Source organism: Arthrobacter sp. ERGS1:01, from assembly GCF_001281315.1.
GTDB lineage: Bacteria > Actinomycetota > Actinomycetes > Actinomycetales > Micrococcaceae > Specibacter.
In genome coordinates this window covers 2,521,284-2,546,918 of sequence record NZ_CP012479.1, presented here as the reverse complement: position 1 = coordinate 2,546,918, position 25,635 = coordinate 2,521,284, and the positions used below count along the sequence as shown (strand labels likewise).

General features: G+C 67.2%; 23 protein-coding genes. 9 read left to right on the top strand and 14 right to left on the bottom strand.

Annotated elements, in window-relative coordinates:
* Nucleotides 1-212 precede the first annotated feature (212 nt).
* The 7 genes from AL755_RS15450 (at nucleotide 213) to AL755_RS15420 (ending at nucleotide 7,081) form a co-directional block, all read left to right on the top strand.
* The gene (locus AL755_RS15450) at nucleotides 213-584 is read left to right on the top strand and encodes a hypothetical protein (RefSeq protein WP_054011761.1); all 372 of its coding nucleotides are present in this window, start codon (nucleotides 213-215) and stop codon (nucleotides 582-584) included.
* Between the two features lie 97 nt (nucleotides 585-681).
* Nucleotides 682-1,395 (top strand): NUDIX hydrolase, encoded by a 714-nt coding sequence (locus AL755_RS15445; protein WP_054011760.1) that lies wholly within the window; start codon nucleotides 682-684, stop codon nucleotides 1,393-1,395.
* 72 nt (nucleotides 1,396-1,467) lie between these two features.
* Nucleotides 1,468-2,820 (top strand): quinolinate synthase NadA, encoded by a 1,353-nt coding sequence (nadA, locus tag AL755_RS15440; protein ID WP_054011759.1) that lies wholly within the window; start codon nucleotides 1,468-1,470, stop codon nucleotides 2,818-2,820.
* Nucleotides 2,817-4,589 carry an L-aspartate oxidase gene (gene nadB, locus AL755_RS15435; RefSeq protein WP_082369345.1) on the top strand — a complete coding sequence of 591 codons (1,773 nt, stop codon included), beginning with the start codon at nucleotides 2,817-2,819 and terminating at the stop codon, nucleotides 4,587-4,589. Before nadA ends, nadB begins: the two co-directional genes overlap by 4 nt.
* The gene (gene nadC, locus AL755_RS15430; protein ID WP_054011758.1) at nucleotides 4,586-5,497 is read left to right on the top strand and encodes a carboxylating nicotinate-nucleotide diphosphorylase; all 912 of its coding nucleotides are present in this window, start codon (nucleotides 4,586-4,588) and stop codon (nucleotides 5,495-5,497) included. Before nadB ends, nadC begins: the two co-directional genes overlap by 4 nt.
* A 5-nt stretch (nucleotides 5,498-5,502) precedes the next feature.
* Nucleotides 5,503-6,666 (top strand): cysteine desulfurase family protein, encoded by a 1,164-nt coding sequence (locus tag AL755_RS15425; protein ID WP_054011757.1) that lies wholly within the window; start codon nucleotides 5,503-5,505, stop codon nucleotides 6,664-6,666.
* Nucleotides 6,667-6,787: 121 nt separating this feature from the next.
* A complete protein-coding gene (locus tag AL755_RS15420; protein ID WP_054011756.1) occupies nucleotides 6,788-7,081 on the top strand; it encodes a DUF1540 domain-containing protein in 294 nt (97 codons plus the stop codon).
* A gap of 12 nt (nucleotides 7,082-7,093) precedes the next feature.
* Here the strand turns inward: AL755_RS15420 and AL755_RS15415 are convergent, their stop codons facing one another.
* The 9 genes from AL755_RS15415 to AL755_RS15375 all read right to left on the bottom strand — a co-directional run bounded on the left by AL755_RS15415 (nucleotide 7,094) and on the right by AL755_RS15375 (nucleotide 14,642).
* Nucleotides 7,094-7,531 carry a GtrA family protein gene (locus AL755_RS15415; protein WP_160318918.1) on the bottom strand — a complete coding sequence of 146 codons (438 nt, stop codon included), beginning with the start codon at nucleotides 7,529-7,531 and terminating at the stop codon, nucleotides 7,094-7,096.
* A gap of 162 nt (nucleotides 7,532-7,693) precedes the next feature.
* Nucleotides 7,694-8,527, bottom strand: a complete 834-nt coding sequence (locus tag AL755_RS15410) for a fumarylacetoacetate hydrolase family protein (RefSeq protein ID WP_054011754.1) — start codon at nucleotides 8,525-8,527, stop codon at nucleotides 7,694-7,696.
* A gap of 40 nt (nucleotides 8,528-8,567) precedes the next feature.
* A complete protein-coding gene (locus tag AL755_RS15405) occupies nucleotides 8,568-9,422 on the bottom strand; it encodes a MurR/RpiR family transcriptional regulator (protein ID WP_054011753.1) in 855 nt (284 codons plus the stop codon).
* Nucleotides 9,419-10,354: a metallophosphoesterase gene (locus AL755_RS15400; protein ID WP_054011752.1), complete on the bottom strand. Its 936-nt coding sequence runs from the start codon at nucleotides 10,352-10,354 to the stop codon at nucleotides 9,419-9,421. Before AL755_RS15400 ends, AL755_RS15405 begins: the two co-directional genes overlap by 4 nt.
* A complete protein-coding gene (phnE, locus tag AL755_RS15395) occupies nucleotides 10,351-11,190 on the bottom strand; it encodes a phosphonate ABC transporter, permease protein PhnE (RefSeq protein ID WP_054011751.1) in 840 nt (279 codons plus the stop codon). The genes AL755_RS15400 and phnE (AL755_RS15395) overlap by 4 nt, the downstream gene beginning before the upstream one ends.
* 1 nt (nucleotide 11,191) lies before the next feature.
* On the bottom strand, nucleotides 11,192-12,016 hold the full coding sequence (gene phnE / locus AL755_RS15390) for a phosphonate ABC transporter, permease protein PhnE (protein ID WP_054011750.1): 825 nt from the start codon (nucleotides 12,014-12,016) through the stop codon (nucleotides 11,192-11,194).
* Nucleotides 12,013-12,825 carry a phosphonate ABC transporter ATP-binding protein gene (phnC, locus tag AL755_RS15385; RefSeq protein WP_054011749.1) on the bottom strand — a complete coding sequence of 271 codons (813 nt, stop codon included), beginning with the start codon at nucleotides 12,823-12,825 and terminating at the stop codon, nucleotides 12,013-12,015. Before phnC ends, phnE (AL755_RS15390) begins: the two co-directional genes overlap by 4 nt.
* 30 nt (nucleotides 12,826-12,855) lie before the next feature.
* A complete protein-coding gene (gene phnD / locus AL755_RS15380) occupies nucleotides 12,856-13,881 on the bottom strand; it encodes a phosphate/phosphite/phosphonate ABC transporter substrate-binding protein (RefSeq protein WP_054011748.1) in 1,026 nt (341 codons plus the stop codon).
* Nucleotides 13,878-14,642, bottom strand: a complete 765-nt coding sequence (locus tag AL755_RS15375) for an HAD family hydrolase (protein ID WP_054011747.1) — start codon at nucleotides 14,640-14,642, stop codon at nucleotides 13,878-13,880. Before AL755_RS15375 ends, phnD begins: the two co-directional genes overlap by 4 nt.
* Before the next feature lie 119 nt (nucleotides 14,643-14,761).
* On the opposite strand from AL755_RS15375, the gene AL755_RS15370 reads away from it, so the two are divergent.
* Complete coding sequence (locus tag AL755_RS15370) at nucleotides 14,762-16,285, top strand: M20/M25/M40 family metallo-hydrolase (protein WP_082369343.1); 1,524 nt, start codon at nucleotides 14,762-14,764, stop codon at nucleotides 16,283-16,285.
* On the opposite strand, the gene AL755_RS15365 is transcribed toward AL755_RS15370, so the two are convergent.
* A complete protein-coding gene (locus AL755_RS15365; RefSeq protein ID WP_054011746.1) occupies nucleotides 16,282-16,770 on the bottom strand; it encodes a MarR family winged helix-turn-helix transcriptional regulator in 489 nt (162 codons plus the stop codon). The two genes, AL755_RS15370 and AL755_RS15365, sit on opposite strands and share 4 nt — an antisense overlap.
* Nucleotides 16,748-17,878 carry an LLM class flavin-dependent oxidoreductase gene (locus AL755_RS15360; protein ID WP_054011745.1) on the bottom strand — a complete coding sequence of 377 codons (1,131 nt, stop codon included), beginning with the start codon at nucleotides 17,876-17,878 and terminating at the stop codon, nucleotides 16,748-16,750. The genes AL755_RS15365 and AL755_RS15360 overlap by 23 nt, the downstream gene beginning before the upstream one ends.
* 202 nt (nucleotides 17,879-18,080) lie before the next feature.
* On the opposite strand from AL755_RS15360, the gene AL755_RS15355 reads away from it, so the two are divergent.
* Nucleotides 18,081-19,556: an MFS transporter gene (locus AL755_RS15355; protein WP_054011744.1), complete on the top strand. Its 1,476-nt coding sequence runs from the start codon at nucleotides 18,081-18,083 to the stop codon at nucleotides 19,554-19,556.
* 74 nt (nucleotides 19,557-19,630) lie between these two features.
* On the opposite strand, the gene AL755_RS15350 is transcribed toward AL755_RS15355, so the two are convergent.
* The 3 genes from AL755_RS15350 to AL755_RS15340 all read right to left on the bottom strand — a co-directional run bounded on the left by AL755_RS15350 (nucleotide 19,631) and on the right by AL755_RS15340 (nucleotide 25,510).
* Nucleotides 19,631-20,566 (bottom strand): endonuclease domain-containing protein, encoded by a 936-nt coding sequence (locus tag AL755_RS15350; RefSeq protein ID WP_054011743.1) that lies wholly within the window; start codon nucleotides 20,564-20,566, stop codon nucleotides 19,631-19,633.
* Nucleotides 20,567-20,714: 148 nt separating this feature from the next.
* The gene (locus AL755_RS15345; RefSeq protein WP_054011742.1) at nucleotides 20,715-23,957 is read right to left on the bottom strand and encodes an efflux RND transporter permease subunit; all 3,243 of its coding nucleotides are present in this window, start codon (nucleotides 23,955-23,957) and stop codon (nucleotides 20,715-20,717) included.
* A 53-nt stretch (nucleotides 23,958-24,010) separates the two neighbouring features.
* Nucleotides 24,011-25,510 (bottom strand): malate:quinone oxidoreductase, encoded by a 1,500-nt coding sequence (locus tag AL755_RS15340; protein WP_054011741.1) that lies wholly within the window; start codon nucleotides 25,508-25,510, stop codon nucleotides 24,011-24,013.
* Between the last annotated feature and the right edge of the window lie 125 nt (nucleotides 25,511-25,635).

Here is a 25,635-nt window from a genome sequence, read left to right as displayed (position 1 = left end):
GCGGATGCCTTCTTCATGATGCGGGCCATGCACGGCCTCCAACGGGCGAAGGGTTCCCTCCACTACCGAAATTATCCCCCACGGCCCGCTTACCCCCAAGTACGCCGGGACCGTCCGCCGGTAGCGTGTTCGACGGCGGCCGACGCCGGGTGGGGGTCGGGTGCCCGCCGGGTATTGCCCGCAAGGCCGCGGGGGAGCAGTGGCGGGCCCGGATGCGGTATCCGCTCCTGTGGGACACCGTGCGGACAACCCACCTCGATCAAGCCGAGCCGTCCCGCACTGTTGAAGCCGCGCTGGTGGGCCACGTGAACTACATTTTGATGAACACTTTTCGTGCCGGACGCATGCGCGGGGCGTTTCCCGGCGAGCTCACGGACCCGGCCACCGAAGCCCACCTCGAGGCCGGGGTCGACCTCACGATCGATGGCGCCGCCGTGCCCGGAATTCGGCTGAATTCGGACCCCGACGTGCTGGGACTGGGTGCGGATTTGGGCAACGGCTTCCTGACCGTGGCCGTCCCGCGGGAGTGGCTTTCGCTGCTCCGCCTGGAGTTTGTGACGCGCCCGCCGGGCGCCGGGCGCTGAAACTTTCTTACGCAAACATTTTGAAGCTGATGCCCCATGGTCGTAGAATCAGTTGTAGTCAACTTGACCCTAACTAACGGCGGGAGCTGGTGAATCCATGGAACGGCAACCTTTTGTGAGTGCGGCCAATGTCAGCGAGCGCCTTGCGCAGCCGCCGTCCCTTGCCATTTCAACCGTCATCTTCACCCTCCGCCCCAGCGCGTCCAGCGGCCGTCCCACGTTGTGGCTGCCCCTGGTGCGCCGCATCCGCGAACCGTTCAAGGACCAGTGGGCGCTGCCCGGCGGGCCCCTGACCCAGGCGGAATCGCTGCAGGACGCCGCGGCCCGGAATCTTCGGGAAACCACGGGCCTGGCGCCGAACTACCTGGAGCAGTTGTACGCCTTCGGCGGCCTCCACCGTTCGCCCAGCCAGCGCGTGGTCTCCATTGTCTATTGGGCCATGGTCCAATCCACCCAGGCCGCCCTGGCCCAGGAATCGGAAAACGTGAAGTGGTTCCGGGCCGACGGGTTGATGGACCTGGCCTTCGACCACAACGAGATTGTCGACTACGCCTTGTGGCGGTTGCGCAACAAGATGACGTACGGCAGCATCGCGTACCACCTACTGGGCGAAAAGTTCACGCTGGCCCAGGTGCGCGAGGTGTATGAGGCGGTTCTTGACCGCACCCTGGATCCGGCGAATTTCCGGCGCCAGCTCAAGCAGGGGGCGAACATCGAGGCCACCGAGGAGTACCTGCAGGGTGGAAAGCACCGCCCTCCCCGGCTCTACCGCTACACCGGCACGACGGCGCGGGATTCCCCCGTCCCGTAGTTCGCGGCGCCGGAAGCGCCCACCCCACACCCCATCAGCGTTTAGACCCTTGTCACCCCAACGGAGCATGCCATGTCATCAGTGAACACCACCATCCAGCTCATCACCCGCGAGGAAGCCGAACGCGCAGGCAAGCCCGGACGGGCCCAGGAAAGCTGTAGCACTGAACTGTCCAAGGGTCCGTGGGAGTTCGACCTTGCGGAGGCGCTGGCCGGCACCCCCGGCTATGGCCCCGGCGCCTCCGACGCGGACGTCGCCCCCGCCGCAACGCCCCGCCAGGGCCAGCTGCCGCAGGAATACAAGGACGCCTCCGACGACGACCTCACCGCTCGCATCATCGCGGCCAAGGCGGAACTGGGCGACCGTGTGGTGATCCTTGGCCACTTTTACCAGCGTGATGAGGTGGTTGAGTTTGCCGACTTCGTCGGCGACTCCTTCCAATTGGCCAACGCCGCGAAAACCCGTGACACGGCCGAGGCGATCGTGTTTTGCGGCGTGCACTTCATGGCCGAGACGGCCGACATGCTCTCCGGCCCGCACCAGTCGGTAATCCTGCCGAACCTGGCGGCCGGCTGCTCCATGGCCGACATGGCCGACCTCCCGTCCGTGGAGGCCTGCTGGGCGCAACTGGAGGACCTCTACGGCGCCGAGCCCGATGCCGACGGCCGCGTCCCCGTCATTCCGGTGACCTACATGAACTCCTCCGCGGCCCTGAAAGCGTTCTGCGGCGAGCACGGCGGCATTGTCTGCACCTCCTCCAACGCGGCCACCGTCCTGGACTGGGCGTTTGACCGCGGCCAGCGCGTCCTGTTCTTCCCCGACCAGCACCTGGGCCGTAACACGGCAAAGGCCATGGGGATCCCGCTGGAGCAGATGCCGCTGTGGAACCCCCGCATGCCGCTGGGCGGAAACGACACCGCCGTCATGGAGGACGCCAGGGTGGTGCTGTGGCAGGGATTCTGCTCCGTGCACAAGCGCTTCACCGTGGCCCAGATCGAGCAGGCACGCGCGGACTTCCCGGACGTACGGGTGATCGTGCACCCCGAATGCCCCATGGAGGTGGTGGACGCCGCAGATGAAGCCGGCTCCACCGACTACATCCTCAAGGCCGTCGAGGCGGCACCGGCCGGCAGCACCTTTGCCATCGGCACCGAGATCAACATGGTCAACCGGCTGGCCGCCCAATACCCGCAGCACACCATCTTCTGCCTGGACCCGGTGATCTGCCCCTGCTCCACGATGTACCGCATCCACCCCGGGTACCTCGCCTGGGTCCTGGAGGGCCTGCTGCGCGGGGAGGTCCTGAACCAGATCACTGTCCCCGAGGCCACGGCGGTCAACGCCCGGGTGGCGTTGGAGCGGATGCTGGCCGCCAAGCCGCGTGCGGCGCGGACCGCAGCCCCAGTGGGAGTGTCGGTCGCATGACGACCCGCAATTCGCACCTGGTGGTGGTGGGCAGCGGCATTGCCGGACTGTTCGCCAGCCTGCTGGCGGCCGAGGCCGGACTGCGCGTCACCCTCGTGACCAAGGGCGTGTTGGCAGCCAGCAACACGCACTTTGCGCAGGGCGGCATATGCGCCGTGCTGGGTGCCGATGAATCGGCACCCGGCGACAGCGTCGCCGCGCACGTGGCCGACACCCTGGCCGCCGGTGCGGGCCAGTGCGATCCGGAGGCCGTACGCGTCCTCTGTGCCGAAGCCGGTGCGGACATTCTTGCCCTTGAACGGTTCGGCGTTGTCTTCGACAAGGACCCGGACACCGGGCGACGCTCCCTGGGGCTCGAGGGCGCCCATTCGGCGGCCCGCATCCTCCACGCGGGCGGGGACGCCACGGGTGCGGCCATCGCCGACGGGCTGATCCGCTCCGTGCGCTGCGCCGAGCAATTGGGCACGATCCGCATCCTGGAAAACACCTTTGTCCAGGACCTGGTGCTCAGCCACGGCCGCGTCACCGGGGTGGAACTGCTCCATGGCGGCGGCCGGGAACGGCTGGGCGCCGATGCCGTCCTGCTGGCCAGCGGGGGAGCGGGACAACTGTTTGAGCACACGACGAACCCGTCCGTTGCCACGGCCGACGGTTTGGCCGCAGCCTGGCGGGCAGGGGCCGTGGTGGCCGATCTTGAGTTCTTCCAATTCCACCCCACAGCCCTCGCCGTTGGCGAGAATTTCCTGATCTCCGAAGCCGTTCGCGGCGCCGGGGCCGTCCTGCGCGACGGCGCCGGCAACGCGTTCATGACCGGCTACCACCTCGACGGAGACCTCGCCCCCAGGGACGTCGTCTCCCGCAGCATGGCAGCCCACCTGGCCCGCACCGGCCCAGGCGCCAGCTCCCTCCCGGGCGGCACCCTGTTCCTGGATGCCACGGGCGTCGAGGCGGCCCACGGAGCGGGCTACCTGGCCCGGCGCTTCCCCACGATCGATGCCAAGACCCGCGAGCTGGGCTTCGACTGGACCCGCCAATGGCTGCCGGTTGCCCCGGCCGCGCACTACTGGATGGGCGGCGTGGCCACCCACCTCGACGCACAAACCTCCCTGCCCGGGCTCTACGCCGCCGGTGAGGTCGCATGCACCGGCGTCCACGGCGCCAACCGGCTGGCATCGAACTCGCTGCTGGAGGGCCTCGTCTTTGGCCGGCGAGCCGTGCAGTCCTTCGTGGCCGACACCCAGGCCGGCGGGGACGGCGCCCACGCCCCAGTACCCGCCCCTGCCGTGACACAGGCAGCCACCCTGGACCTTGCCGGAACGGGGCACCAGAGCACCACTGAACCTCTCAACCGGGAGTCGCTGCGCAGGCTCATGGGCGAGTACGCCGGCGTGGTCCGCGACCGGACCGGCCTGCAAAAAGCCGCCGGACAACTTGCCGCCTGGCGCTCGCAGTCGGCGCTCCCCGGCGATCCATGGATCGCCGGGGAGCGCCCGGCCGAAGATCCTGCCACCCTCCAGGCCGGGGCGGAGCTGGAAAATCTCCGCCTGGTTGCCGAACTGCTGGTTCACGCCGCACTCGCCCGCACCGAATCCGTGGGAGCGCACTACCGCAGTGACTACCCGCCGGCTACGGCGTCAACTACGGAGCCAACCACGGCCACGGCCGCCGTTCCGGGCGGGCGGCGCACGGCCGCCTGGGTTGCCTCGCTCCCCGGTGAATTCACCCACATTCCCACCAGCCTTCCCGTTCTTGAAAGCGAAACAGTATGAACGCCGTCGAACTTGTCCCCTCAGTCCACAGCAGCGAAATCGTCCTGCCAACCCTGCCCCCGGCTGTTGTGGAGAACATTCTGCGCAACGCCTTTGTGGAGGACGCACCGTACGGCGACATCACCTCGGCGACCCTGCTGCCGGCCTCCGCCGTGGCCACGGCATGGCTTGTGGCCCGCGAACCGGGGATCTTCTCCGGCGGCGACGTGTTCACGGCTGCCATGACGATGACCGACCCCGCCGCAAGGGTTGAGCAACTCGTGGCCGACGGCACGGCGTTCAGTGCCGGGCAGCGGCTCATGTCCGTCACGGGACTGGCACGCGGTGTCCTGACGGCCGAGCGGATTGCGCTGAACCTGACCCAGCGCATGAGCGCCATCGCCACCCAAACCGCCGAGTACGTCAAGACGCTCGAAGGCACCAACGCCCGCGTCACCGACACCCGGAAAACCACCCCCGGGCTGCGCGTGCTTGAACGCTACGCGGTGCGCTGCGGCGGCGGCCACAACCACCGGTTCTCGCTCTCCGACGCCGTGCTGGCCAAGGACAACCACCTGGCCGTGCTCACCGGCGGCGACCCGGCCAAGCTGACCGCGGCGCTGCAGAGCGTGCGGGCCCAACTGCCGCACACCGTCCACTTTGAGGTCGAGGTGGACAGGATCGAGCAGATTGAACCCGTGCTCGCGGCCGGCGTGGACACGATCATGCTGGACAACTTCAGCAACGAGGAACTGGTGGTGGGTGTGGCCATGGTCAACGGCCGGGCCCTGGTGGAGGCCAGCGGCAATGTGAACCTCTCCACGATTGGCGCGATCGCCGCCACGGGCGTGGACATCATCTCCGTAGGCGCGCTGACCCACAGCGTCCGTGCCCTGGACCTCGGCCTGGACATCGCGATCGAGGCCTGAGCCGGATGATCTTCCTGGACGCCGCAGCCACCACGCCGGTCCGGCGTGAGGTCATCGAGGCCATGTTCCCGTTCCTGACGAACCAGTTCGGCAACCCCTCCAGCCATCACGAACTCGGCGAGGCGGCCGCCACGGCGCTGGCCGCGGCCCGGCAGGAGGCCGCCGCCGTCTTGGGCTGCCACGCCGAGGAGCTCGTGTTCACCTCCGGCGGCACCGAGGCCGACAATCTGGCATTGAAGGGCATCGCGCTGGCCCGTCGGGAGGCCGATCCGCGCCGCACCAGGGTGGTCATCAGCGCGATCGAGCACCCGGCCATTGCCGATTCCGCGGACTTCCTGCGCCGCGTCCACGGTTTTGCTGTCGACGTGGTCCCCGTGGACGCCGACGGCCTTCTCGAACCGGCCACGTTTGCGCAGCTGCTGGCCGGCGGCGACGTTGCCGTCGCCTCGGTCATGTACGCCAACAACGAGGTGGGCACGGTCCAGGACATCCCGGCATTGGCCGCCCTGGCCACGGCGGCAGGGGTGCCGCTGCACACGGACGCCGTCCAGGCAGGCGGCTGGCTGGAGCTTGCCCCGGCCCGGCTCGGCGTGGCCGCCATGAGCCTGTCCGGGCACAAACTTGGGGCCCCGAAGGGCGTGGGGCTGCTGTACGTCTCTTCGGGTGTGCAGATTGAGCCGCTGATCCATGGCGGCGGGCAGGAACTCGGGCTGCGTTCGGGCACCGAAAACGTCGCCTTTGCCGTGGCCCTCGCAACAGCGCTGCGGCTCGGGGAAGCGGGCCGGGGCGCCGCCGTCGAACGTGTCACGGCACTGCGGGAGGACTTTATCGCCACGGTGCTGGTCAGGATTCCCGACGCCGTCCTGACGGGGCACCGCACACGGCGGCTGCCGTCGGTTGCCTCCTTTTGCTTCCCGGGCACCAGCGGCGAATCCGTGCTGTTGGAACTGGAACGGCGGGACGTCATCTGTTCCTCGGGCTCCGCCTGCGCGGCCGGCAGCGACGAACCGTCCGCCGTCTTGACGGCCATGGGCGTGGCACGCGGCGTTGCCCAGACGGCGCTGCGGTTCAGCTTTGGCGCGGACGTCACGGCCGCGCAGTTGGATGGTGCCGCGGACGAACTGGTGGCGGCCGTCGAGCGGGTGCGGAAACTGGGCGCGCAACGCTGACACGGGCCGGCGGGGGCCTAAATACGGCATAAAACCGGCACTAATTAGTTGGCGCCGGGCGGGCGTAGGGTGGGTTTAAGCGGGCCGGTCCGGCCCGGAAAACCCAGCGGAGGAGCCCAACATGACTGTCACCGTCCCCGTCACCGAATGCGCCGTTGCCAACTGTTCCTTCAATGACCACACGCACTGCGGTGCCAGCGGGATCACGATTGGCGGGAACTCCGACCACGCCCAGTGCGCCACCTTCATCGACACCGGCGTCCACGGCGGACTGCCCAAGGTTTTGGCGTCAGTGGGGGCCTGCCAGCGCACCGAGTGCGTCCACAACGATCACTTGATGTGTGGTGCCAGCGAGGTCCGGGTGGGTCCCGGCGCCGACAACGCCGACTGCCTCACGTACTCGCATTCCGCCTAGCGGCCAGCCTGCTCAGTCGCCTGCTTTGCGCAGCCGCCGGAAGATCCAATAGCGCAGCATCAGGAACCGGGTCACGGCGGACAACACGTTGCCCAGGACGATCACGGCCAACTCCACCACGATTGAGGCGTGCGGGGCGATCACTTCCAGCAGCCACAGGCTGCCGCTGGTGATGCCCAACGCCAGGATCATGATCCACAGGCCGCGACGCTGGTCGCGCCACCAAAATTGCCGCCCGCTGACGCCGAAGCTGAAACGCCTGTTCAGCTCCGTGTTCAGGAACGAGCACAAAACCAGGGATATGGCGTTGGCCCATTGGGTGCCCAGGGCCGGACGCAAACCGGCGTACATGGCCATGGACGTGACGGTGCAAATGATCGCCACGATGCCGAATCCACGCAACTGTGCGGCCAAAACGGGGTAGCGGAGCCACACCGGTGACTTTCTCACGGGTGGTGCTCCCTTGGCCTCAGTGCCGGGCACTGGATTGAGGGCTGCTGGTTCGGCCGGAGTTGCGGTTGCCATAGGTAACCAATCTTGCCACCTGCCCTTGGTGCACACCAAAAAGCGGGGTGTGCGTTTGCTGTGAGTTCGCCGTGCCGCGGGCGCGTCTTACTCGCCCGCCACCACCGGGTTGCGGAGGTCCCCGATTCCGCCCACCCGGCACACCACCACGTCGCCCGGGGTGATTTGGCGGCATTCGGCCGGGAAGCCGGTCAGGATGACGTCGCCGGGTTGGAGCGTCATGAATCCGCTCAGGTACACCATGATCTCATCGACGCCCCAGCCAAGATCGTCGCTGGAGGCTGCGGCCAGCTCGGTGCCGTTGTGCACGATGCTGATGGCAACGCCGGCGTCGTCCAGGCCCACCACGATCCACGGCCCCAGCGGGGTGAAGGTGTCGGGGCTCTTGGCGCTGATCCACAGCTCATCGCTGCGCTGGGCATCGCGGGCCGAGACGTCGTTGCCGATCGTGAAACCCAGGATGGCGCTGCGGGCCGTCTCCAGGGTCAGGTTGCGTGCGGCGAGTCCGACGACGACGGTCAGTTCGGCTTCGGGGTCCACGTACCCCACGCCGGGGCTGAGTTTGATGGCCTCGCCGGGGCCGATGACGGAGCTTGCCGCCTTGTGGAACGCCTGTGCCGGCAGGGCCCGTCCCGGCGCACCCGTGTTGTGGGCCATGCCAAAGACGTTGGCAGGTGCGCAGGGAGCCAGGAACGTAAACTGGTCTTCACCGACGGTCCCGCCCACCTGCCAGCCTTCGCGTTCGGGGCTGTTTTGGTTACCCGCTGACGTGGGGAACGGGGTGGTCACGATCGTCCAGACCCGGCCGTCGGCGCCGTCAAAATCCACGGCGTCGTTGCGGACAAAGAATTGTTCCGGCAGCGGGGCCGCCGCGGCGTCGAGGGGGCGGACACGGGCAAGGCGGTATGGGCTCACAGTCATGAGGACATCCTACCTCCTGTTGAGGGGGTGGAATGTGCGCTTACTCACCAACATTGGCACTGATGACCTCCAGCGCCAGCGCCTTGGCCTCTGCCGCCCGGCTCCCCAGCTCCTCGGTCAGCGCGGCAATGAGCCCCTCCATCAGGATGGTTTGCGGGATGCGGGTGGTGACGGTGACCTCCTCGCGGAAGCTCAGCTCACCCATTCCCACCACCAGGGAATACCGGGCCAGGGCGGCCAGCGGGGACCTGGCAAACGCCGTGATGACCACCAGGGTGGCGCCGGCGTCCAAGGCGGCCTGGGCCACCCGAAGCGTGGAACTGTTGGCACCGCTGCCGCTGATGATCAGCAACAGGTCTTCGGGGCCCAACAGCCGGGCCGCAATTTGCTGGCCGATGACATCAACGGGGGATTCCGCTGGGCGGCCGATGGCGCTCAGCCGGGCGGCCATATCCTGGGCCAAGGGGGCGGAGAGTCCGTTCCCCACCACCAACATGCGGCGGGCCGCCGCGGTCGCCTTGACGGTTCCCGCCACGGCGTCCGGGTCCAGGAGGGCCGTCATGGAGGCGACGGCGCGGCCCACCTGGGTGAAGGTGTCTACCACCATGCCCGCGGGACCAACCCCGGCCGGCTTGTCCGGCGTGGCGGCGTACCCAGCATCCCGGGCCAGCAGGACGCGCAGCTGCTGGTAGCCGGAATATCCCAGGCTTTGGCACGTCCGCACCACCGTGGCCCGGGAGGCCCCGGCCAGTTCCGCGAGCTGCTGCGAGGAGAGCTCCACAATTTGTTCGGCATGCTCCAGCAGGGCCGCGGCGACGGCTTGTTCGGCCGGCAGCAGCGACGGCTGGACGGAACGGATGCGGGCCAGGACCTGGCCCGGGCTGTGGTCGATCACGGTGAAGTCCTTTGGTGGGCAGATGGTGCGGCGGGCGGGCGTGCGCTGATCCGTGCGGAGATCGCGGCCACTGCGGCGGGGTCCAGGTCAAAGATTACCGCCGGGGCGATCTCCGCGGGCAGCGGAACGGTTACGGGCAGGGCGCGCACCAGGGGGCGGCCGCCCGGGCCGGGCCGGAGGGTGATGAGCGTTCCGCCGCTTCCGGCGACCGCCCGTTCGCGGCCGGGGCCGGCCAGCACGGCGTTGCCGTTGACGATGCCCGGCGCCACCACCACCGGCACGGCGTTCGCGCCCACCTGCAGGAAATCACTCATGGGGTGATGGTAGTGGCCGCTGAGGACGGCCACCACATCGCTGCCGGCCAGGGCGTCGGCCAGCTCGGCGGGGTTTTGCAGTTCAATCCCGTGATGCAGGGCCGTCACCGGCGGTACCGGGGGATGGTGGACCACCACGATGGAACCCCGGGGCGAATCAACGGCGAGTTCGGCGCTCAGCCGGTCAAGCTGCGCGCCGTCCAGGAAGCCGTGGCTGCGGCCCGGGACGGAACTGTCGAGGGTCAGCACCCGGTACCCGGCCACCTCGGTGACGCCCGTGACGGGTCCGGCGCACTGCGTCGTCTCGCCGCCCGGGTGGCCGTTGCCCAGGACCTCCCGGAAACCGGTGCGTTCGTCGTGGTTTCCCATGACGTAGACGGCAACGGCGCCGTGGCGGGCGGCGAAGCCTTCCGTAAGCGTGCGCAGGGTGCGGTACGACGCCGGGGACCCGTCGTCGGACACGTCGCCGGACAGCACCACCAGATCCAGCGGTCCGGCATTCTCAAACGCGGCCAGGGTGAGCCGGAACGCAGCCACGGTGTCCACCAGGCCCGAGTGGAGGGTGCCGTCTCCGGTCAGGTGGGAATCACTGAGGTGCAGGATCCGCAGCCCGCTCATCGGGCGGCCTTCGGAGCCCGCCAGCGGCCGTGGATGAGCTTGGTCCGCACGGCGCCGGAGACCTGGTCGATGCCCATGGTGACCACCACGACCACGATCAGCAGCATGCCCACCGCGTCCCAATTGCGGAACTGCACGTTGTCCTGGAGCATCTTGCCGATGCCGCCCGCACCGATCAGGCCAAGGATGGCGGAGGCGCGCACATTGATCTCAAAACGGTAGAGCCAAAAGGAGAACACCTCCGGGGCGGCGGACGGCCACACGCCCCAGCGGATCAGTGCCAGCGTGTTGCCGCCGGTGGAACGGACGGCCTCCTTGGGGCCCGGGTCCACGCCTTCGAAGGCCTCGTACCCCCACTTGCCGAGCGTGCCGACCGAGCCCACGGCCAAAGCCAACGCCCCGGTAAACGGGGTCAGCCCGGTCACGGACAGGATGAGGATTGCGATGACCACCTCCGGAACGGCGCGGATCACGGCGAACACCAGCCGCAGCGGTGCGTTCACCGCCCTGGGTGCCAACCCGCGCGACGCCAGGAAACTCAGCGGCAGGGAAATGATGACGCCCAGCACGGTGCCGATCCACGCCATCTGGACGGACAGGATCGTGGCGCCCAGTGCCTCGCCGAACTTGCTCCAGTCCGGCGGGAGGAGCATCAGCCCAATGTACTTGGCCAGCTGGGACGGGAAGTCGGCAAGCGCCGACCATTTGATCTTGACCGACCAGAACGCGGCCACGATGACCAGGCTCAGGAGCAGCCACAACGTGGTGCGCAGCCGGTGGGTCGGTTTGACCGGTCGCAGGGACGGGGCGGAATAACGGGTTTTCAACTCTGTCATCTCACACCAGCTTCTTTCGCAGCCAGGATGAGACGGACTCCAGGACCAGCACCAGGAGCAGGATTTCCAGGATGATCATGGACAGTTCGTGGTACCTGAAGAAGCTGCGGACGTTGTCAATGAGGATGCCCAGGCCGCCCGCGCCGACCAGGCCGATCACGGTGGAGGCGCGGATGTTCAGCTCAAAGGTGTACAGGACCTGCGAGGCGAAACTGGGCAGGATTTGCGGCAGCATGGCCGCCCGGCTGGCCTGGGGCCAGCTGGCGCCGGCGGCAAGTGCCGCCTCCTGGGCGCCGGCGTCCTCGCCGTCCAGAGCCTCCGAGACCAGCTTGACGATGATGCCGATGTTGAACATGAACAAGGCCATGATGCCGGACAGCGCGCCCACGCCCACCACGGCCACCAGGATGGCGGCATAGAGGATGTCAGGGACGCTGCGGACCATGTTCATCACCAGGCGCACCCCGCGCAGCAGCCCCGACCGCGGGTTGGTGGCCCGGGACGCCAGGAACGCCAGCGGGAGGGACACCGCCGAGCCCGCAGCGGTGGCGATGACCGCCATCTGCAGGGTCTCCAACAGGGCCGGGATGGTCTTGGGGAAGAAGCCGTAATCGGGCTGGAGCAACTGGACGATGTTGGCGGTCGCGTTGTGCCAGTTCGTCCAGATGGCGGGCAGGTCGATCCGCACGCCGATTCCCGCCCAGAGGGTGATGCCGGCCAGGACGACGACGGCGGCACCCACCTGTGCGCCATGGCGCGGCTTGGTGGGGCGTGCCTGCCCGCCGGGGTGGCCGACCGGCGTGGCCGGTGTAGCGGCGGCGCTCATAGTTGCGGCCTTGCGTCCAGGACGTCCTCGGCCGTCAGGGAGCGGCCGTAGATGTTCTCGAAGACGGATTCGTCGGCGTCGGCGCCGGGTCCGTCAAAGACCACCTCGCCGGCGCGCAGGCCGATGAGCCGGTCGCTGTAGCGGCGGGCCAGGTCCAGGAAGTGCAGGTTGACCACCACGGTGATGCCGAGCTCGGCGTTGATGCGCTGCAGGTCCCGCATGACCACATGGGAGGTGGGCGGGTCCAGCGAGGCGACGGGTTCGTCGGCCAGGATGACCTTGGGCCGCTGCGCCAGCGTGCGGGCAATCGCCACACGCTGCTGCTGCCCGCCGGAGAGGCTGGAGGCCTTTTCATAGGCCTTGGGCACAATCTCCACCCGTTCCAGCGCACTCAGGGCGAGCTCGACGTCGTCGTTCTTCCACGCGCCGAGCAGGGTCCGCCAGGCGGGGGAGTGGTACAGCCTGCCCATGAGAACGTTGTTGATGACGGTGGTGCGCTTGGCCAGGTTGAAGCTTTGGAAGACCATGCCCACGTTGGAGCGCAGTTCGCGCAATTCACGGCCGCGCAGCTGGGCCCCGCCGCGGCCGGACAGTTGGTGGCTGCCCACCGTGATCCGGCCGCTGCTCAGCGGCACCAGCCCGTTGATGGTTCGCACCAGGGTGGATTTTCCCGCTCCGGAGAGCCCCACTATGCCCACCATTTCACCGGCGGGAATGCTGAGGTTGACCCCTTTCAGGCCGGTATAGCCGTTCGGGTAGGTCACTGTTACGTCGTCAAAGCGGATATCCGCCCCGGTGCTTGCCATCATGATCGCTTTCTAGTGGGCAGGGCTGGTGGATTAGCCCAGGCCGATGGAGTGGGCTGCCGCCTGGGTCTTCTTCAGGCTCGCCGGGTCTGCGGCCTTCATGCCGGTGATCTGGTAGATGGCGGTGAGAGCCTTGACGCCGTCCGGTGTTCCGGCATAGTCGAGCATGGCGTCACTGACCTTTTTCTGCCATTCGGGGCTGAGCTTGCTGGAGATCGACATGCCGTCGTTGGGGATCTCGTCGGTCAGCGCAAAAACGACCACCTTGTTGCCGACGTCGGGGGTGTCGGAGGCGACCACCTCACGGGCGTCCCAGTAGCTGAAGCCCACCTCGGCGTCGCCCTTTTCCACAGCCAGGACGGAGGCGTCGTTGGCGGTGACCTTGATGGGGGAGACGTCGTCCAGGGTGAGGCCGGCGGTCTTCATGGCGGCCACCGGGAAGATGTAGCCTGCCGGGGACGCGGGGGAGAGCATGGCCACTGTGGCGCCCTTGATCTTGGCGACCTGGTCAAGTCCGGCGGGGCCGTTGCCGGAGGCCGTGCCGTTGCAGTACAGCATGCCGTTGGGGCCCGGGGCCGGCTTGTCCGTGCAGTACTTGCCCGGGTTGTTCGTGAACATCTGGGCCGCGTAGCTGGACTTGCCCTTGCGGACGGTCTGCAGGGCCGGGACGGCGCCGTACTTGTCGCACGCCTGGCTCATCTGCAGCGAGGGAAGCATGCCGATTTGTGCCTGGTTTGCGCCGATCGCCTCCACGGCCGCCTGGTAATCCTCGGTGATGACGCCCTGGACGGGAATGCCCAACCGCGAGCTGAGGGCGGTTTCCAACGGCTTGACGGTGTCCACGAGCTTTTTGGCGTCACCGGAGGGCACCAGGGCCAGGGTCAATTTGGTGGGTGCTGCGGCCGAGGAATCGTTGGCCCCCGTGCACACGGCGGCCGAATCGGCGCCACCGGAGGCGGAATCGGCGGCATCCTGGCTGACGCCGCAGGACGACAGGGCAAGGGCTCCGGCCAGGGCGAGCGTGGCGAACGCTGAGAGCTTGATGCGAGTGGAAATCACAGTTGTGCCTTTTCTGGGAGGGAAGGGGACGTGCCGGGATGGGTGATGGTAAAGGCTGCCGGATCGGCGGCCCACTCGGTGATGCCGGGGTACAGCAGCTCAAAACGCGGCTCGCGCAAAGCGGCGTCCCCCGTGCGGTGGTTAAAACGGTCGATGAAGGCTGTGGCGCAGCCGTGGCGTGCGGGGGGCTCGATGTCGTTGACCCACACGTCCCCGACGCTCATCAGCTCCCGCGGCGGGCGGCCCGCCAACAGTTTCGGAAGCAGATGGATGAAACCGGCCGGCTTGCCGGCATCCGGAACAATGCCGTCAATGGTGCCGGCCAACCCCAGGGCGGCCAGGCTTTCGCCGACGCCCTCCAGCGGGGCATTGGTCAACACCATGCGGTGCGCACGTCCGGCCAGGCCGGCCAGGAAATCGGCCAGCCCGGGCGGTGTGGAAATTTCCACCTGGCCGGCGGCGAGCCGCTGCCGGCTTTGCGCATAGGCCCGGTTGAGCGCTTGCGCATCCACCAGGCCTTCGGCGAGTGCGGCAACGGCCGCATAGCCGTCCTTGAACTGTGCCGCCGCCGGGTCGTGCGCCAGGAAGGCGTCCAGCCCGTCCCGGAATGCCGGGGTTGCGGTGTCCGGGAGGAAATGGGCCACGGCGTCGGCATACGCCAGGACCGGCCCGTCACCCAGGCAAACGGTGCCGTCAAAATCCAAAATCAGCAACGGCAGCGGCTGGGATGCCGCCAGGTCAAGCGCGGAGGAAATGTTCACAGTGACAGCCTAGGGGGCCATGAACGCACTGTCCATGGAAATCGAGTTCATGAAACAACTGTTCACCGAGTGTTTACCGGGCCCGGCCGCCCCTCGGGACGGTGGACTAGACTGCACGCATGGAACGCGGAAGCCCACACTCCCTGACCCGAAACGTGTCCCGAACGCTTGCCGCCGCCGTAGCTGCCGGAGCCGTTGGCACTGCGGCCGTCATCGGTGCGCGCGCCTATCGCGGCGCGGCGGGGGACGCCGGCCTGCCGGCAGGCACAACCGCCCAACCGGCTCGCGGCACGGGCCCCCTTGGCGTGGAGTTTGCCCAACCCGCCGCGGACCAGCTCAGCGAGCTCATCCGTTTCAGGACGGTGTTTTCGCGGCGGCGTGACGAGATTGAACTGGAGGAGTTCACGGGCCTGGTCGACGCGCTGGAACGCCTCTACCCGGCGGTCCACGCCACGCTGCGGCGCGAGTTCGTCAACGGCCAGGCGCTGCTCTTCAGCTGGCCCGGCAGCCGCCCCGACGCCGCCGCCAGGCCCACGGTGCTGATGGCCCACTACGACGTGGTGCCCGTGGATCCGCGCGACGACTGGACCCATCCGGGGTTCTCCGGCCATCAGGACGGCCACCACGTCTGGGGTCGCGGCGCGCTTGATGACAAGGGTGCGCTGGTGGTGATCCTGGCGGCCGTTGAATCATTGCTGGCCGACGGCTTCGCCCCCGGCTACGACCTCTACCTGTCCTTTGGCAACAACGAGGAAACGGCTGGCGACAGCGCCCTTGCTGCGGCGGCCCTGCTCAATGAGCGCGGCGTGCGGCCCTGGCTGGTCCTCGACGAAGGCGGTGCCGTGGCCCTGAACGCGTTCCCGGGGCTGAAGCCGCCGGCCGCCGTCATCGGCGTCGCCGAAAAAGGCATCCTGGACCTTGAACTGCTGACCCGCAGCAGCGGCGGCCACGCATCGACGCCGTCAAAAATGGGGGCGACGGCACGCCTCGCCCGGGCCATCATGGCCCTGGAGGAGCACCCGTTCCCGCAGTCCATGCCCGAGCCGATCGTGGAGATGCTGCGCCGGATCGGCAGCAGGAGCGGTTTTGGCCTGCGCCTTGTCACGGCGAACATGTGGGCGTTCAAGGGACTTTTGACCCGGGCCTTTGACCTGCTGGGGGATGAAACCCGGGCCATGACGCGCACCACTGTCGCCGTCACCGAACTGGAGGGCAGCAAGGGCGCCAATGTGCTGGCCTCCACCGCCCGGGCCAACGCCAACATCCGCATCGCGGTGGGGGAGACTGTGGACCAGGTGGTGGAGCGGGTGCGGCGCATCATCAACGATCCCGGCGTGGAGCTCACGGTGCGCGGCGGCCACAACCCGTCCCCTATCTCCCCGTCCGACAACGAGCAGTTCGCGCTGCTGACCCGCGCCGTGGCCGCCTCCTACCCGGACGCCGTCGTCACCCCGTACGTGCAGACGGGGGCCACCGATTCACGGAACTTCACGGGCCTTTGCCCCGCCGTGTACAGGTTCTCGCCGCTCCTGATGGACGACGCCGACAGGGCCAGTTTGCACGCCGTCAACGAGAAGGTGCGTATCAGCTCCCTCGGTACCGGGGTGGTGTTCTACCGGGCGCTGGTCCAGGGGCTGGGCTAGCTGGTGTGCTGCGCGCCGGAGATGGAGGCGCGCAGCTTGCCGGTCAGCTCCAGCAGCGTTTTCATTTCTTCATCGCTGAGGCCCGCCTCCATCACTTCCATGATGTTGTGGACGTGGGCCCGGCCCACCTCCTTTTGCAGCGCGGCGCCGGCCTCGGTCAACCCGATCAACACGCCGCGGCGGTCATCCTCGGGTGTCCGGCGCTGGATCAGGCCGCGGGCCTCCAACCTGTCCACCAGGCGTGAGATGCTCGGCTGGGTCAGCAGCACGTTCTCGTTGAGCTCGTTCAGGCGCAGCCACCCCGTGGGGCAGCGCGAGAGGTTGAACAGCACGTCGTATTCACGGCTGCCTACCTTCTTGAAGTTCGGCTCCTTGTGCAGTTCGCGCATCACGGCCACCTGGGCGCGCAGCAGCGACTCCCAGGATTCGGTGGCCAGGCGGCGGTGGGCGGCGGCGGACACCTTAGCGCCCCGCCGTCGCGGCATTGGCGGCCGTTGTGTCGGCGCCGGCGGCTTCGGCTGCCAGCTTTGCTGCCCGGCGGGCTTCAAAGGTCGGCGCGTCCGGGATGTGGGCCGGGCGCCTTGCGGCAAACTCCGCACGGAGCGTGGGCAGCACCTCGGAGCCGAACAGGTCCAATTGCTCCAGCACGGTCTTCAGCGGCAGGCCGGCGTGGTCCACCAGGAACAGCTGGCGCTGGTAATCGCCAAAGTAGTCGCGGAACGACAGCGTCTTCTCGATCAGTTCCGCCGGGCTGCCCACCGTCAGCGGGGTCTGCGAGGTGAAGTCCTCCATCGACGGGCCGTGGCCGTACACCGGGGCGTTGTCGAAGTACGGACGGAACTCGTTGACGGCGTCCTGGGAATTCTTGCGGATGAAGAACTGCCCGCCCAGGCCCACGATCGCCTGGTCGGCCGTGCCGTGGCCGTAGTGTTCAAAGCGTTGGCGGTACAGGCCGATCAGCTGCTGGTAGTGCTCCTTGGGCCAGAAGATGTTGTTGGCAAAGAAACCGTCGCCGTAGTAGGCGGCAATCTCGGCCACCTGGGGCGTGCGGATGGCGCCGTGCCACACGAAGGGGGTCACGCCGTCGAGCGGGCGGGGTGTGGAGGTGAAGCCGCGCAGGGGGGTGCGGAACTTGCCCTCCCAGTTCACCACTTCCTCGTCCCACAGCCGGCGCAGCAGTGCGTAGTTTTCCACGGTGAGTTCCACGGAGTCCTGGTTGCTCTTGCCGAACCAGGGGTAGACGGCGCCCATGTTGCCGCGGCCCAGCACAATGTCGGTGCGGCCGTCGGAAAGGTGCTGGAGGGTGGCGAAATCCTCGGCGATCTTCACCGGATCGTTGGTGGTGATCAGGGTGGTGGAGGTGGAGAGGATGATCTTCTTGGTTTGCGCGGCAATGTAGCCAAGGATGGTAGTGGGGGAGCTGGGGTAGAACGGCGGGTTGTGGTGCTCACCCGTGGCGAAGACGTCCATGCCGATGTCCTCGGCGTGCTTGGCGATCGTGGTGATGGCCTTCAGGCGTTCGTGCTCGGTGGGGGTGCGGCCCGTGGTGGGGTCCATGGTGATGTCCCCGACGCTAAAGATTCCGAACTGCATGATGTGCTCCTTCATCTCCCGGCTGCTTGTCGAGATATATACGTTTGCATCTAATATACGGGTCAACGCGGGCGGTCCGCAAAATGTTCCCGCAGCCTCCGGGGTGTGGTGGAAGCGGATTTCCGCCATTGTTACCGGCGGGTACTAGGATGCTCTCATGTGGCGTGTAACGCGCATCACAAGCGGATGGAGGGGCAGGTACGTGGATTCATTGCAAAGCGGCACGGCACGCCGGGGGCTGCAGGCCGGCCCCACGGCCGCGGCCATCGTCGGATTCCTGGTGTTGGTGGAACTGACCAGCGGCATCCTCCAGGGCTACTACACGCCGCTGCTGACCGACATCGCCCGCTTCCTGGGCATCCACGACGCCGACGTCAACTGGTTCGAGGCCGCCCAGCTCATGGTCAGCGCCCTGGTGGTGCCGGTGCTGGCAAAGCTCGGCGACATGATCGGCCACCGCAAGGTGCTGCTGATCTCCACGGCCCTGACCGCTGCGGCGTCGTGGGGTGTGGCGTTTGCGCCGAACTTTTGGATCTTCATCATCGCCTGGGCGTTCCAGGGGTTCTACGTGGTCTGGCTGCCGCTGGAAATCGCCCTGATCTACAGCCGCTCGCATCAACGGCCCGACGGCGCCGCCCTCACCCGCAAGTCGGCGGGCATCCTCGTGGCCGGCCTTGAATTCGGCGTCATTGCCGGTGCCCTGGCCGGCGGGTTCATTGGTGACGCGCTGCCCGGCAAGTTGTGGCTGACCCTGATGATTCCGGCCATCGCCGTGACCCTCTGCTTCTTCGTGATCCTCTTCGGCGTCCCCGAATCCGCGAACCGGACCGGCGGGCGGATCGACATCACCGGCCTGGCGGCACTGTCCTTCTCGCTGCTGCTCATCACGGCCGGGTTGACGTTCATGCGCATCGACGGCCCCGGCACCTGGTGGGCGTGGGCCGCCGTCGTCCTGGGCCTTGCCTCGCTGGTGCCGTTCACCCGGCACGAACTTGGCCACCACGACCCACTCGTGGACATCCGGCTGCTGCGCCAGCCCAGCATGTGGCCCGTACAGTTGACCGCGTTCCTGTTCGGGGTCTCGGTGCTGGGCGCGCAGGCGCCGCTGTCCACGTTTGCGCGGACCGATCCGGCCACCACCGGGTATGGGCTCGGCGCCAGTTCCGGGCTCGTGTCCATCCTGATCGGCGTCTACGTCCTAGGCCTGCTGGCCGGCGCCCTGCTGTATCCGCTCGTCACGAAATGGACCACGCCGCGGATCACCCTGATGGGTGCCGCCCTCCTGGTGGCGGTGGGCTACCTGTTGTTCCTGCCGTTCCACGGGTCCATGGTGCAGGTGCTGACCAACATGGCGATCGCCGGGATCGGCAGCGGCGCGCTCGTAGCCGCCTTGCCGTCCGCCGCCGCAGCTGCCGCCCCGCTGACCCAAACCGGCATGGCGACGGGGCTGACCAACGCCACCAAGACGGTCGGCGGCGCCTTCGCCTCGTGCATTTTCGGGATTGCGCTGGCCGGCCAGGCGCTCGGCGCCTTGTCCTCGGGCGCCGGGAACACCGCGGCGCCGTTGGCCGGCTACATGCTGGTGTGGACCATTTGCGGCGTGACCGCACTGGTGGCCGCCGTCGCCCTGTACTTTGTCCCCAAGCTGGCCTTCGGCGCCACCCTCCCCACCTCCTGACGGTCTATGTTGCAGCTATTGGACCGAATCGGGCCAAAATGGCACGTTTTCGTCCAACAGCTGCAACATAGATCTCATGAGGGGCGCCAGCCGCGGTCCCACAACGCGTTGCGGACCTTGCGCACGGCTTCCTTGGCATCGTTGTCCATGTGGCGTTTCATGATGCGGACCTCTTTCCAGCCAGCCTTGGCGAAGTCCTCCTCGCGACGGATGTCCTTTTCCACCTGGTTGGGATCCGCATGGGTGGCGCCGTCATATTCAACGGCCACCTTGTACTCCGGATAGGACTGGTCGGGCGTGCGTTCGACGCCGTCCGCAAGCACTATGGTCGTGTTGAGCAAGGGCTCGGGCAGGCCGGCAAATCCACAGGCCAGCCGGAGCCTGGTTTCAGGTGGGGAATCGGAACCGACTCTTGCCAACCGCAGGGCCTCGCGCGCTTTGACGATGCCCGGCGTTCCCGGATGGCGCTCCAGCAGAACTGCCAGCTCGGCCGTGGTTGCGTATGGCTCGGTGCGACCTTCAAAAACAGGTCGGGGCAGACGGAGCAAATGGTCGGCCGCCACAACAAGTTCGTCGACCGGCATCTTCCGTGCGCAATCCAACCACGTCCGGGCGCGGGTCGTGATCCACAGACCGTTGAAGAGGCATACCTCGTCGTCCCTGAACATTGTCCTGTGCCCTCGCACGCCGCGACGTCGCGCAGGAACGTGTGGAAATTGGCGAGAGATGTCTACGAGATTGCCGTCGTCCTTGGGCAGATAACCGGGAATGCCCCAAATTGTGAGGGCGGTTGAGTGCGATGCCGCGGAATATCCTGTGACCAAAGTGTAGGGGCGGGTGAGGAGCGCCAGCGGGAGATCGGTGGCATCATTTAGTGTCTTGATGCCTCGGCTGAGCGAAACGACGCTCCGATGGCAAAGCTCCCCGTAGCTGGTGCCGAACTCCAGCGCTTCGGCAACGGTAAAGGGTGCCGAATGCAGAATCTCGGGGAGTCGGTCGAGCCGGGGCATGCCTTCATCATGGCAACTTCCGCAGTTGCTCGCTTGAAGTTATCCACAACCGTCCGCCGCGTGGATTCTGTGTTGCAGTTGTTGGACGAAAACAACCCGATTTCGCGGATTTTCGTCCAACAACTGCAACACAGACGCCAGGGAGGTGTCAGTCGGCGGCGCGGCGGCCGCGGACCTTCGGGATGGCGCCCGTGGTCCAGTCCTGGAACTCGGTCGGCGCCGCAGCCGCCGCAGCAGAGGCGCCGCCCGCCGGGGGAACCGGCTTGTGCACCCGGTGGAGCGCCTTGATGAGCTCGCGGCGTTCCTTGCGCCCCTCGATGAGCCGGTACAGCACGGGCACCAGGATCAGCGTCAGCGCAGTGGAGGAGACCAGCCCGCCCACCACCACGATCGCCAGCGGCTGGGAGATGAATCCGCCGCCGCCAGTAACACCCAACGCCATGGGAGTCAATGCAAAGATCGTGGCCAGCGCCGTCATGAGGATGGGGCGCAGGCGCTGGCGGGCGCCGTGCTCAATGGCGTCGGCCACGTTCATCGCGGGCCGGTCGCCGGACGGGTGCCGGTACTGGTTGATCAGGTCGATGAGCACAATCGCGTTGGTGACCACGATGCCCACCAGCATCAGCATGCCGATCAGCGACGGCAGGCCCAGCGGGATCCGGGTGATCAGCAGCAGCGCAATGGCACCGGTGGCGGCGAACGGGATGGAGACCAGCAGGATCAGCGGCTGGATCAGCGACTTGAAGGTGGCCACCATGATGACGTACACGATCGCGATGGCGGCCAGCATGGCCAGCCCCAGCTGCTTGAAGGAATCCGCCTGCTGGGTTGCCGCGCCGCCAATCGTGGCGATGGCGCCGGCCGGCAGCTTGACGGAATCGAGCTTCTTCGTGACCTCGGAGGTGACCGTTCCCAGTGAGTTGGCCTCGGGGGTGACGGACACGGTGGCGGTCCGCTGGCCGTTGGAGGAGGTGATGGTCAGCGGCGTATCGACCTGCTTCACCGAGGCGACGGCGGACAACGGGACGGGCCCGGCGGCGGTCGGAATCTGCGCTGCGGCCAGGGCCGCCACGGAATCAAATATCTGCCCGGTGCCCACCTGGACCTTGTAATCGGTCGTGTCGATCCGCACCGTGCCGGCCGGGATGGGGCTGACGGTGGCGGCCAGCAGCCCGGTGATCTGGGATTCGTCCAGCCCGGCGGCGACGGCCTTGGCCCGGTCGACGCTGACTTGGACCACCGGCTGCGCGGCCGCAAGATTGCTGCTCACGGACTGTGCGCCGGCCAAGCCTGTCATGGCCTTCACCAGGGTATCGGCCGCCTGCTGGAGTTCGACGCCGGTGCCCGCCTTCACCGTGATGTCCACGGTGTTTGAGGTGCCAAAGCCGCCGCCCGAGGCGCCCAGCGCGACCTTGCCGGCGTCCTTGATCCCGCCCAGGGCCGCACGGACGGTGTCCTGGAGCTTGACCTGGTCGGCGTCGGGGTTGGTGATGACCTGGAACGTGGCGCTGGAGGCGCCCGAGGACAGGAGCGCGGAGAAGCCGCTGGAGCTGTTACCCACGGTGACCTGGACGTCCTTGATCCCGTCAATCCCGCGCAGCGCCTTTTCGACCTTCGTGGCGGCCTGGTCCGTGGCGTCCAGGCTGGTGCCCGGGGGCAGCGTCTGGTTGACAGTCATGCTGTTCTGCCCGGTGTCGCCGAGCAAGTTGGTGGGCAGCAGGGGAGTCATGGCCAGCGTGGCACCGAGGATCACGACGCCGGCCACCAGCGTGTACACGGGGTGTTTTTGCGTTTTGGCCAGGATGGGCAGGTAGCCGCGTTGGAGCCAGGAACTGCGCTCCTTTTCCTCCACGGCGCGCAACAGGGCCTGCCCGCTCAGGGCCGTGCCGGCGTCGCCCGCAGAACCCGCAGCCTGCGGGGACTTCAGGAACCAGTAGGCAAGCACGGGCACGATGCTCAGCGACACCAGCAGCGAGGCCAGCAGCGCAAACGTCACGGTGAGTGCGAACGGGCGGAACAGCTCCCCGGCAAGGCTGCCCACGAACGCGATGGGCAGGAACACGGCAACGGTGGTCAGCGTGGAGGCCGTCACGGCGCCCGCAACTTCGCGGATGGCGGAGAGGATTGCGGTCTTCTTGTCCTCGCCGTAGCTGAGGTGCCGCTTGATGTTCTCGATGACCACAATGGAGTCGTCCACCACCCGGCCAATCGCGATGGTCAGCGCGCCCAGGGTCAGGATGTTCAGCGAATACCCGGTGGCCCACAATCCGATGAATGTGACCAGCAGCGACAGCGGGATGGAGATCGCCGTGACCAGGGTGGAACGCACGGAGAGCAGGAAGATCAGGATCACGACGACGGCGAAGCCAAGGCCCAGCAGCCCCTCCACCGTGAGGTCGTGGATGGACTTCTCGATGAAGGGTGCCTGGTCCAGGACCGTGGTGAACTTGGTGTCGTTGCCCATGGATGCGGCAAGTTGGGGCAGTGCGGCGTTGATTTCCTTGGACAGGGCCACGGTGTCCGCGTCGGGCTTCTTCGTCACCGAGAGGGCGAGGGTGGGATTGCCGTTGGTGCGGGTGATCGAGGTGGTGGGGTCATCGGCTAGGGCCACGCTGGCCACGGAGCCGATGGTGGGCGACTGGGCGTCGCGGCTGCCGGCCAGCGGCAGGGACTTGATGGACTCGATCGAGTCGACGGGGCTGCCGGCCTGGATGGGCAGGGTCAGGCCCTTGTCGGTCAACGATCCCACCGGCACCAAGGTCCCGTTGTTGGACAGCGCCTTGGTGATGGCGCCGGCGTTCAGGCCCGCGGCGGCCATCTTGGCCTGGTCCGGGAGGATCGCGATGTGCTGGGTGCTGGCGCCCGTGACGTCGGCGCCGCGCACGCCGTCGATCTTCAACAGCGCGGGAACGGCCAGGCGCTGCAGGTTCGTGTTCAGCGCCGACAGGTCCTGCTTGGAGGAGACGGCCAGGAACACGATGGGGAAGTCGGCGATGCTGCCGGCGATCGGCTGCGGCTGCACACCGGACGGCAGCTGCGCGCTGACATTGGAGATGGCCCGGTCAATCTGGTTCCGGGCCCTGTCCAGGTCGGTGCCGTAGGCAAAGGACAGGTTGATCGTGGAGACGCCCGTGCGCGAGGTGGACGTGCTGGTGTCCAGGCCCTCGACGGCGTTCAGGGCCGATTCCAGCGGCTCGCTGACCTGCTTGTCCACCACCTCGGGCGAGGCTCCGGGCATCGCGGAGACCACCGTGATTTGCGGGAACTCGATCGAGGGGATCAGTTCCTGCTTGAGCGAACCGAGCGTGATCACGCCGAACACCACCGCGAAGATGGTGATCAGCGCGATCAGCGCCCGGTTGCCCAGGGACAGTTGTGCCAAACGAAACATTAAAACACTCCCACTGCGTTATGCCGGTTCCGTTTGGCCCTGCGGGTGGAACCTTAGGCTTGGTCCGGATCCAACTGCAGCGCCGCCGCGGTCGAAGCCAGGGTTTCTTCGAACAACTCTGCGTTCTCGTTGAGCTTGGTGCCAAACGTCGGCATCATCTCGCGCAGTGCATCCTGCCATTCCAGCTTGAACTGGCGCGGGAAGCAACGCTGAAGCAGCTCCAACATGATCGGCACGGCGGTGGAGGCTCCGGGGGAGGCGCCCAGCAGTGCGGAGATGGTGCCGTCGGCCGAGGTGATGACCTCGGTGCCGAACTGCAGCACGCCGCCCTTCTTGGCGTCCTTCTTGATGATCTGCACGCGCTGGCCGGCCGTGATCAGTTCCCAGTCCTTGCCGTCGGCCTCGGGGAAGTACTCGTGGAGGGCGTCGACCTTGCCGTTGCGGGACTTGGTCACCTCGCTCACCAGGTACTTGACCAGGTCCAGGTTGTCCTTGCCCACGGCCAGCATCGGGATGATGTTGTTGGGGCGGATGGAACCGGGGAGGTCCATGTAGCTGCCGGTCTTCAGGTACTTGGTGGAGAAGCCGCCGTACGGGCCAAACAGCAGGGACCGCTGGCCGTTCACGTAGCGGGTGTCCAGGTGGGGCACGGACATGGGCGGGGCGCCCACCGACGCCTGGCCGTAGACCTTGGCGCTGTGCTGGCCGGCCACGGTCTCATCCGTGCAGCGGAAGAACTGCCCGGAGACCGGGAATCCGCCAAAGCCCTTGCCCTCGGCGATGCCGGAGAGCTGGAGCAGGTGCAGGGCGCCGCCGCCGCTGCCGATGAAGACGAACTTGGCCTTGATCCGGCCATGCTCACCCGAGGAGGCGTGCTTGAGGGTCAGGTCCCATTTGCCGTCGGAGGTGCGTGAAACGTTGGTGACGGACGTGCCGTAGTTGACCTCGACGTCGTTCTTGCCCATGTAGCCGAGCAATTCGCGGGTCAGCGCGCCAAAGTCGACGTCGGTGCCCTCGGCCGAGCGGGTGGCCGTGACCACCTCGGCCGGGTTGCGGCCCTTCATGACAAGGGGTGCCCACTTGGCGATCTGGTCCGGATCCTCGGAGTACTCCATGGAGGCGAAGACCGGGTTGGGCGACAATGCCTCAAACCGGGTCTTGAGGAACTTGCGGTGGTCCTCACCGATCACGAAGCTCATGTGCGGGACCGTGTTGATGAAGCCCTTGGGGGAGCCGATCATGTCCTTGGTGACCAGGTGCGACCAGAACTGGCGCGACAGCTGGAACTGCTCGTTGATGCCAATGGCCTTGGCCGGATTGACGGAGCCGTCCTTGGCGGCCGGGGAATAATTGAGCTCGCAGAGTGCGGAGTGGCCGGTGCCGGCATTGTTCCACGGACTGGAGGATTCCAAACCGGCTTCATTGAGCTGTTCAAACAGCGCAATGTTCCAGTTTGGTTCGAGTTGCTTGAGCATGGTGCCCAGCGTGGCGCTCATGATGCCGCCTCCGATGAGGACGACGTCAGCGTCTTTGGTGGTCGAAATGAAGGTCACAGTCAACTCCGGATAGAGGCTCTTCCTAGCGGTAGAAGCGTATCGCGGCAGGCACTGGATGCGTAAATCAAAGGAGCCACGTCACACCCGCGCACGGACCTGCGGCGCCGGCAGACCGCCGGTGC

What these genes read in the sequence shown, in the direction of transcription:
- AL755_RS15450 (WP_054011761.1), top strand. Translation starts at nt 213, where the DNA reads ATGCGGTATCCGCTCCTGTGGGACACCGTGCGGACAACCCACCTCGAT.
- AL755_RS15445 (WP_054011760.1), top strand. Translation starts at nt 682, where the DNA reads ATGGAACGGCAACCTTTTGTGAGTGCGGCCAATGTCAGCGAGCGCCTT.
- nadA (WP_054011759.1), top strand. Translation starts at nt 1,468, where the DNA reads ATGTCATCAGTGAACACCACCATCCAGCTCATCACCCGCGAGGAAGCC.
- nadB (WP_082369345.1), top strand. Translation starts at nt 2,817, where the DNA reads ATGACGACCCGCAATTCGCACCTGGTGGTGGTGGGCAGCGGCATTGCC.
- nadC (WP_054011758.1), top strand. Translation starts at nt 4,586, where the DNA reads ATGAACGCCGTCGAACTTGTCCCCTCAGTCCACAGCAGCGAAATCGTC.
- AL755_RS15425 (WP_054011757.1), top strand. Translation starts at nt 5,503, where the DNA reads ATGATCTTCCTGGACGCCGCAGCCACCACGCCGGTCCGGCGTGAGGTC.
- AL755_RS15420 (WP_054011756.1), top strand. Translation starts at nt 6,788, where the DNA reads ATGACTGTCACCGTCCCCGTCACCGAATGCGCCGTTGCCAACTGTTCC.
- AL755_RS15410 (WP_054011754.1), bottom strand. Translation starts at nt 8,527, where the DNA reads ATGACTGTGAGCCCATACCGCCTTGCCCGTGTCCGCCCCCTCGACGCC.
- AL755_RS15400 (WP_054011752.1), bottom strand. Translation starts at nt 10,354, where the DNA reads ATGAGCGGGCTGCGGATCCTGCACCTCAGTGATTCCCACCTGACCGGA.
- phnE (WP_054011751.1), bottom strand. Translation starts at nt 11,190, where the DNA reads ATGACAGAGTTGAAAACCCGTTATTCCGCCCCGTCCCTGCGACCGGTC.
- phnE (WP_054011750.1), bottom strand. Translation starts at nt 12,016, where the DNA reads ATGAGCGCCGCCGCTACACCGGCCACGCCGGTCGGCCACCCCGGCGGG.
- phnC (WP_054011749.1), bottom strand. Translation starts at nt 12,825, where the DNA reads ATGATGGCAAGCACCGGGGCGGATATCCGCTTTGACGACGTAACAGTG.
- AL755_RS15370 (WP_082369343.1), top strand. Translation starts at nt 14,762, where the DNA reads ATGGAACGCGGAAGCCCACACTCCCTGACCCGAAACGTGTCCCGAACG.
- AL755_RS15365 (WP_054011746.1), bottom strand. Translation starts at nt 16,770, where the DNA reads ATGCCGCGACGGCGGGGCGCTAAGGTGTCCGCCGCCGCCCACCGCCGC.
- AL755_RS15360 (WP_054011745.1), bottom strand. Translation starts at nt 17,878, where the DNA reads ATGCAGTTCGGAATCTTTAGCGTCGGGGACATCACCATGGACCCCACC.
- AL755_RS15350 (WP_054011743.1), bottom strand. Translation starts at nt 20,566, where the DNA reads ATGCCCCGGCTCGACCGACTCCCCGAGATTCTGCATTCGGCACCCTTT.
- AL755_RS15345 (WP_054011742.1), bottom strand. Translation starts at nt 23,957, where the DNA reads ATGTTTCGTTTGGCACAACTGTCCCTGGGCAACCGGGCGCTGATCGCG.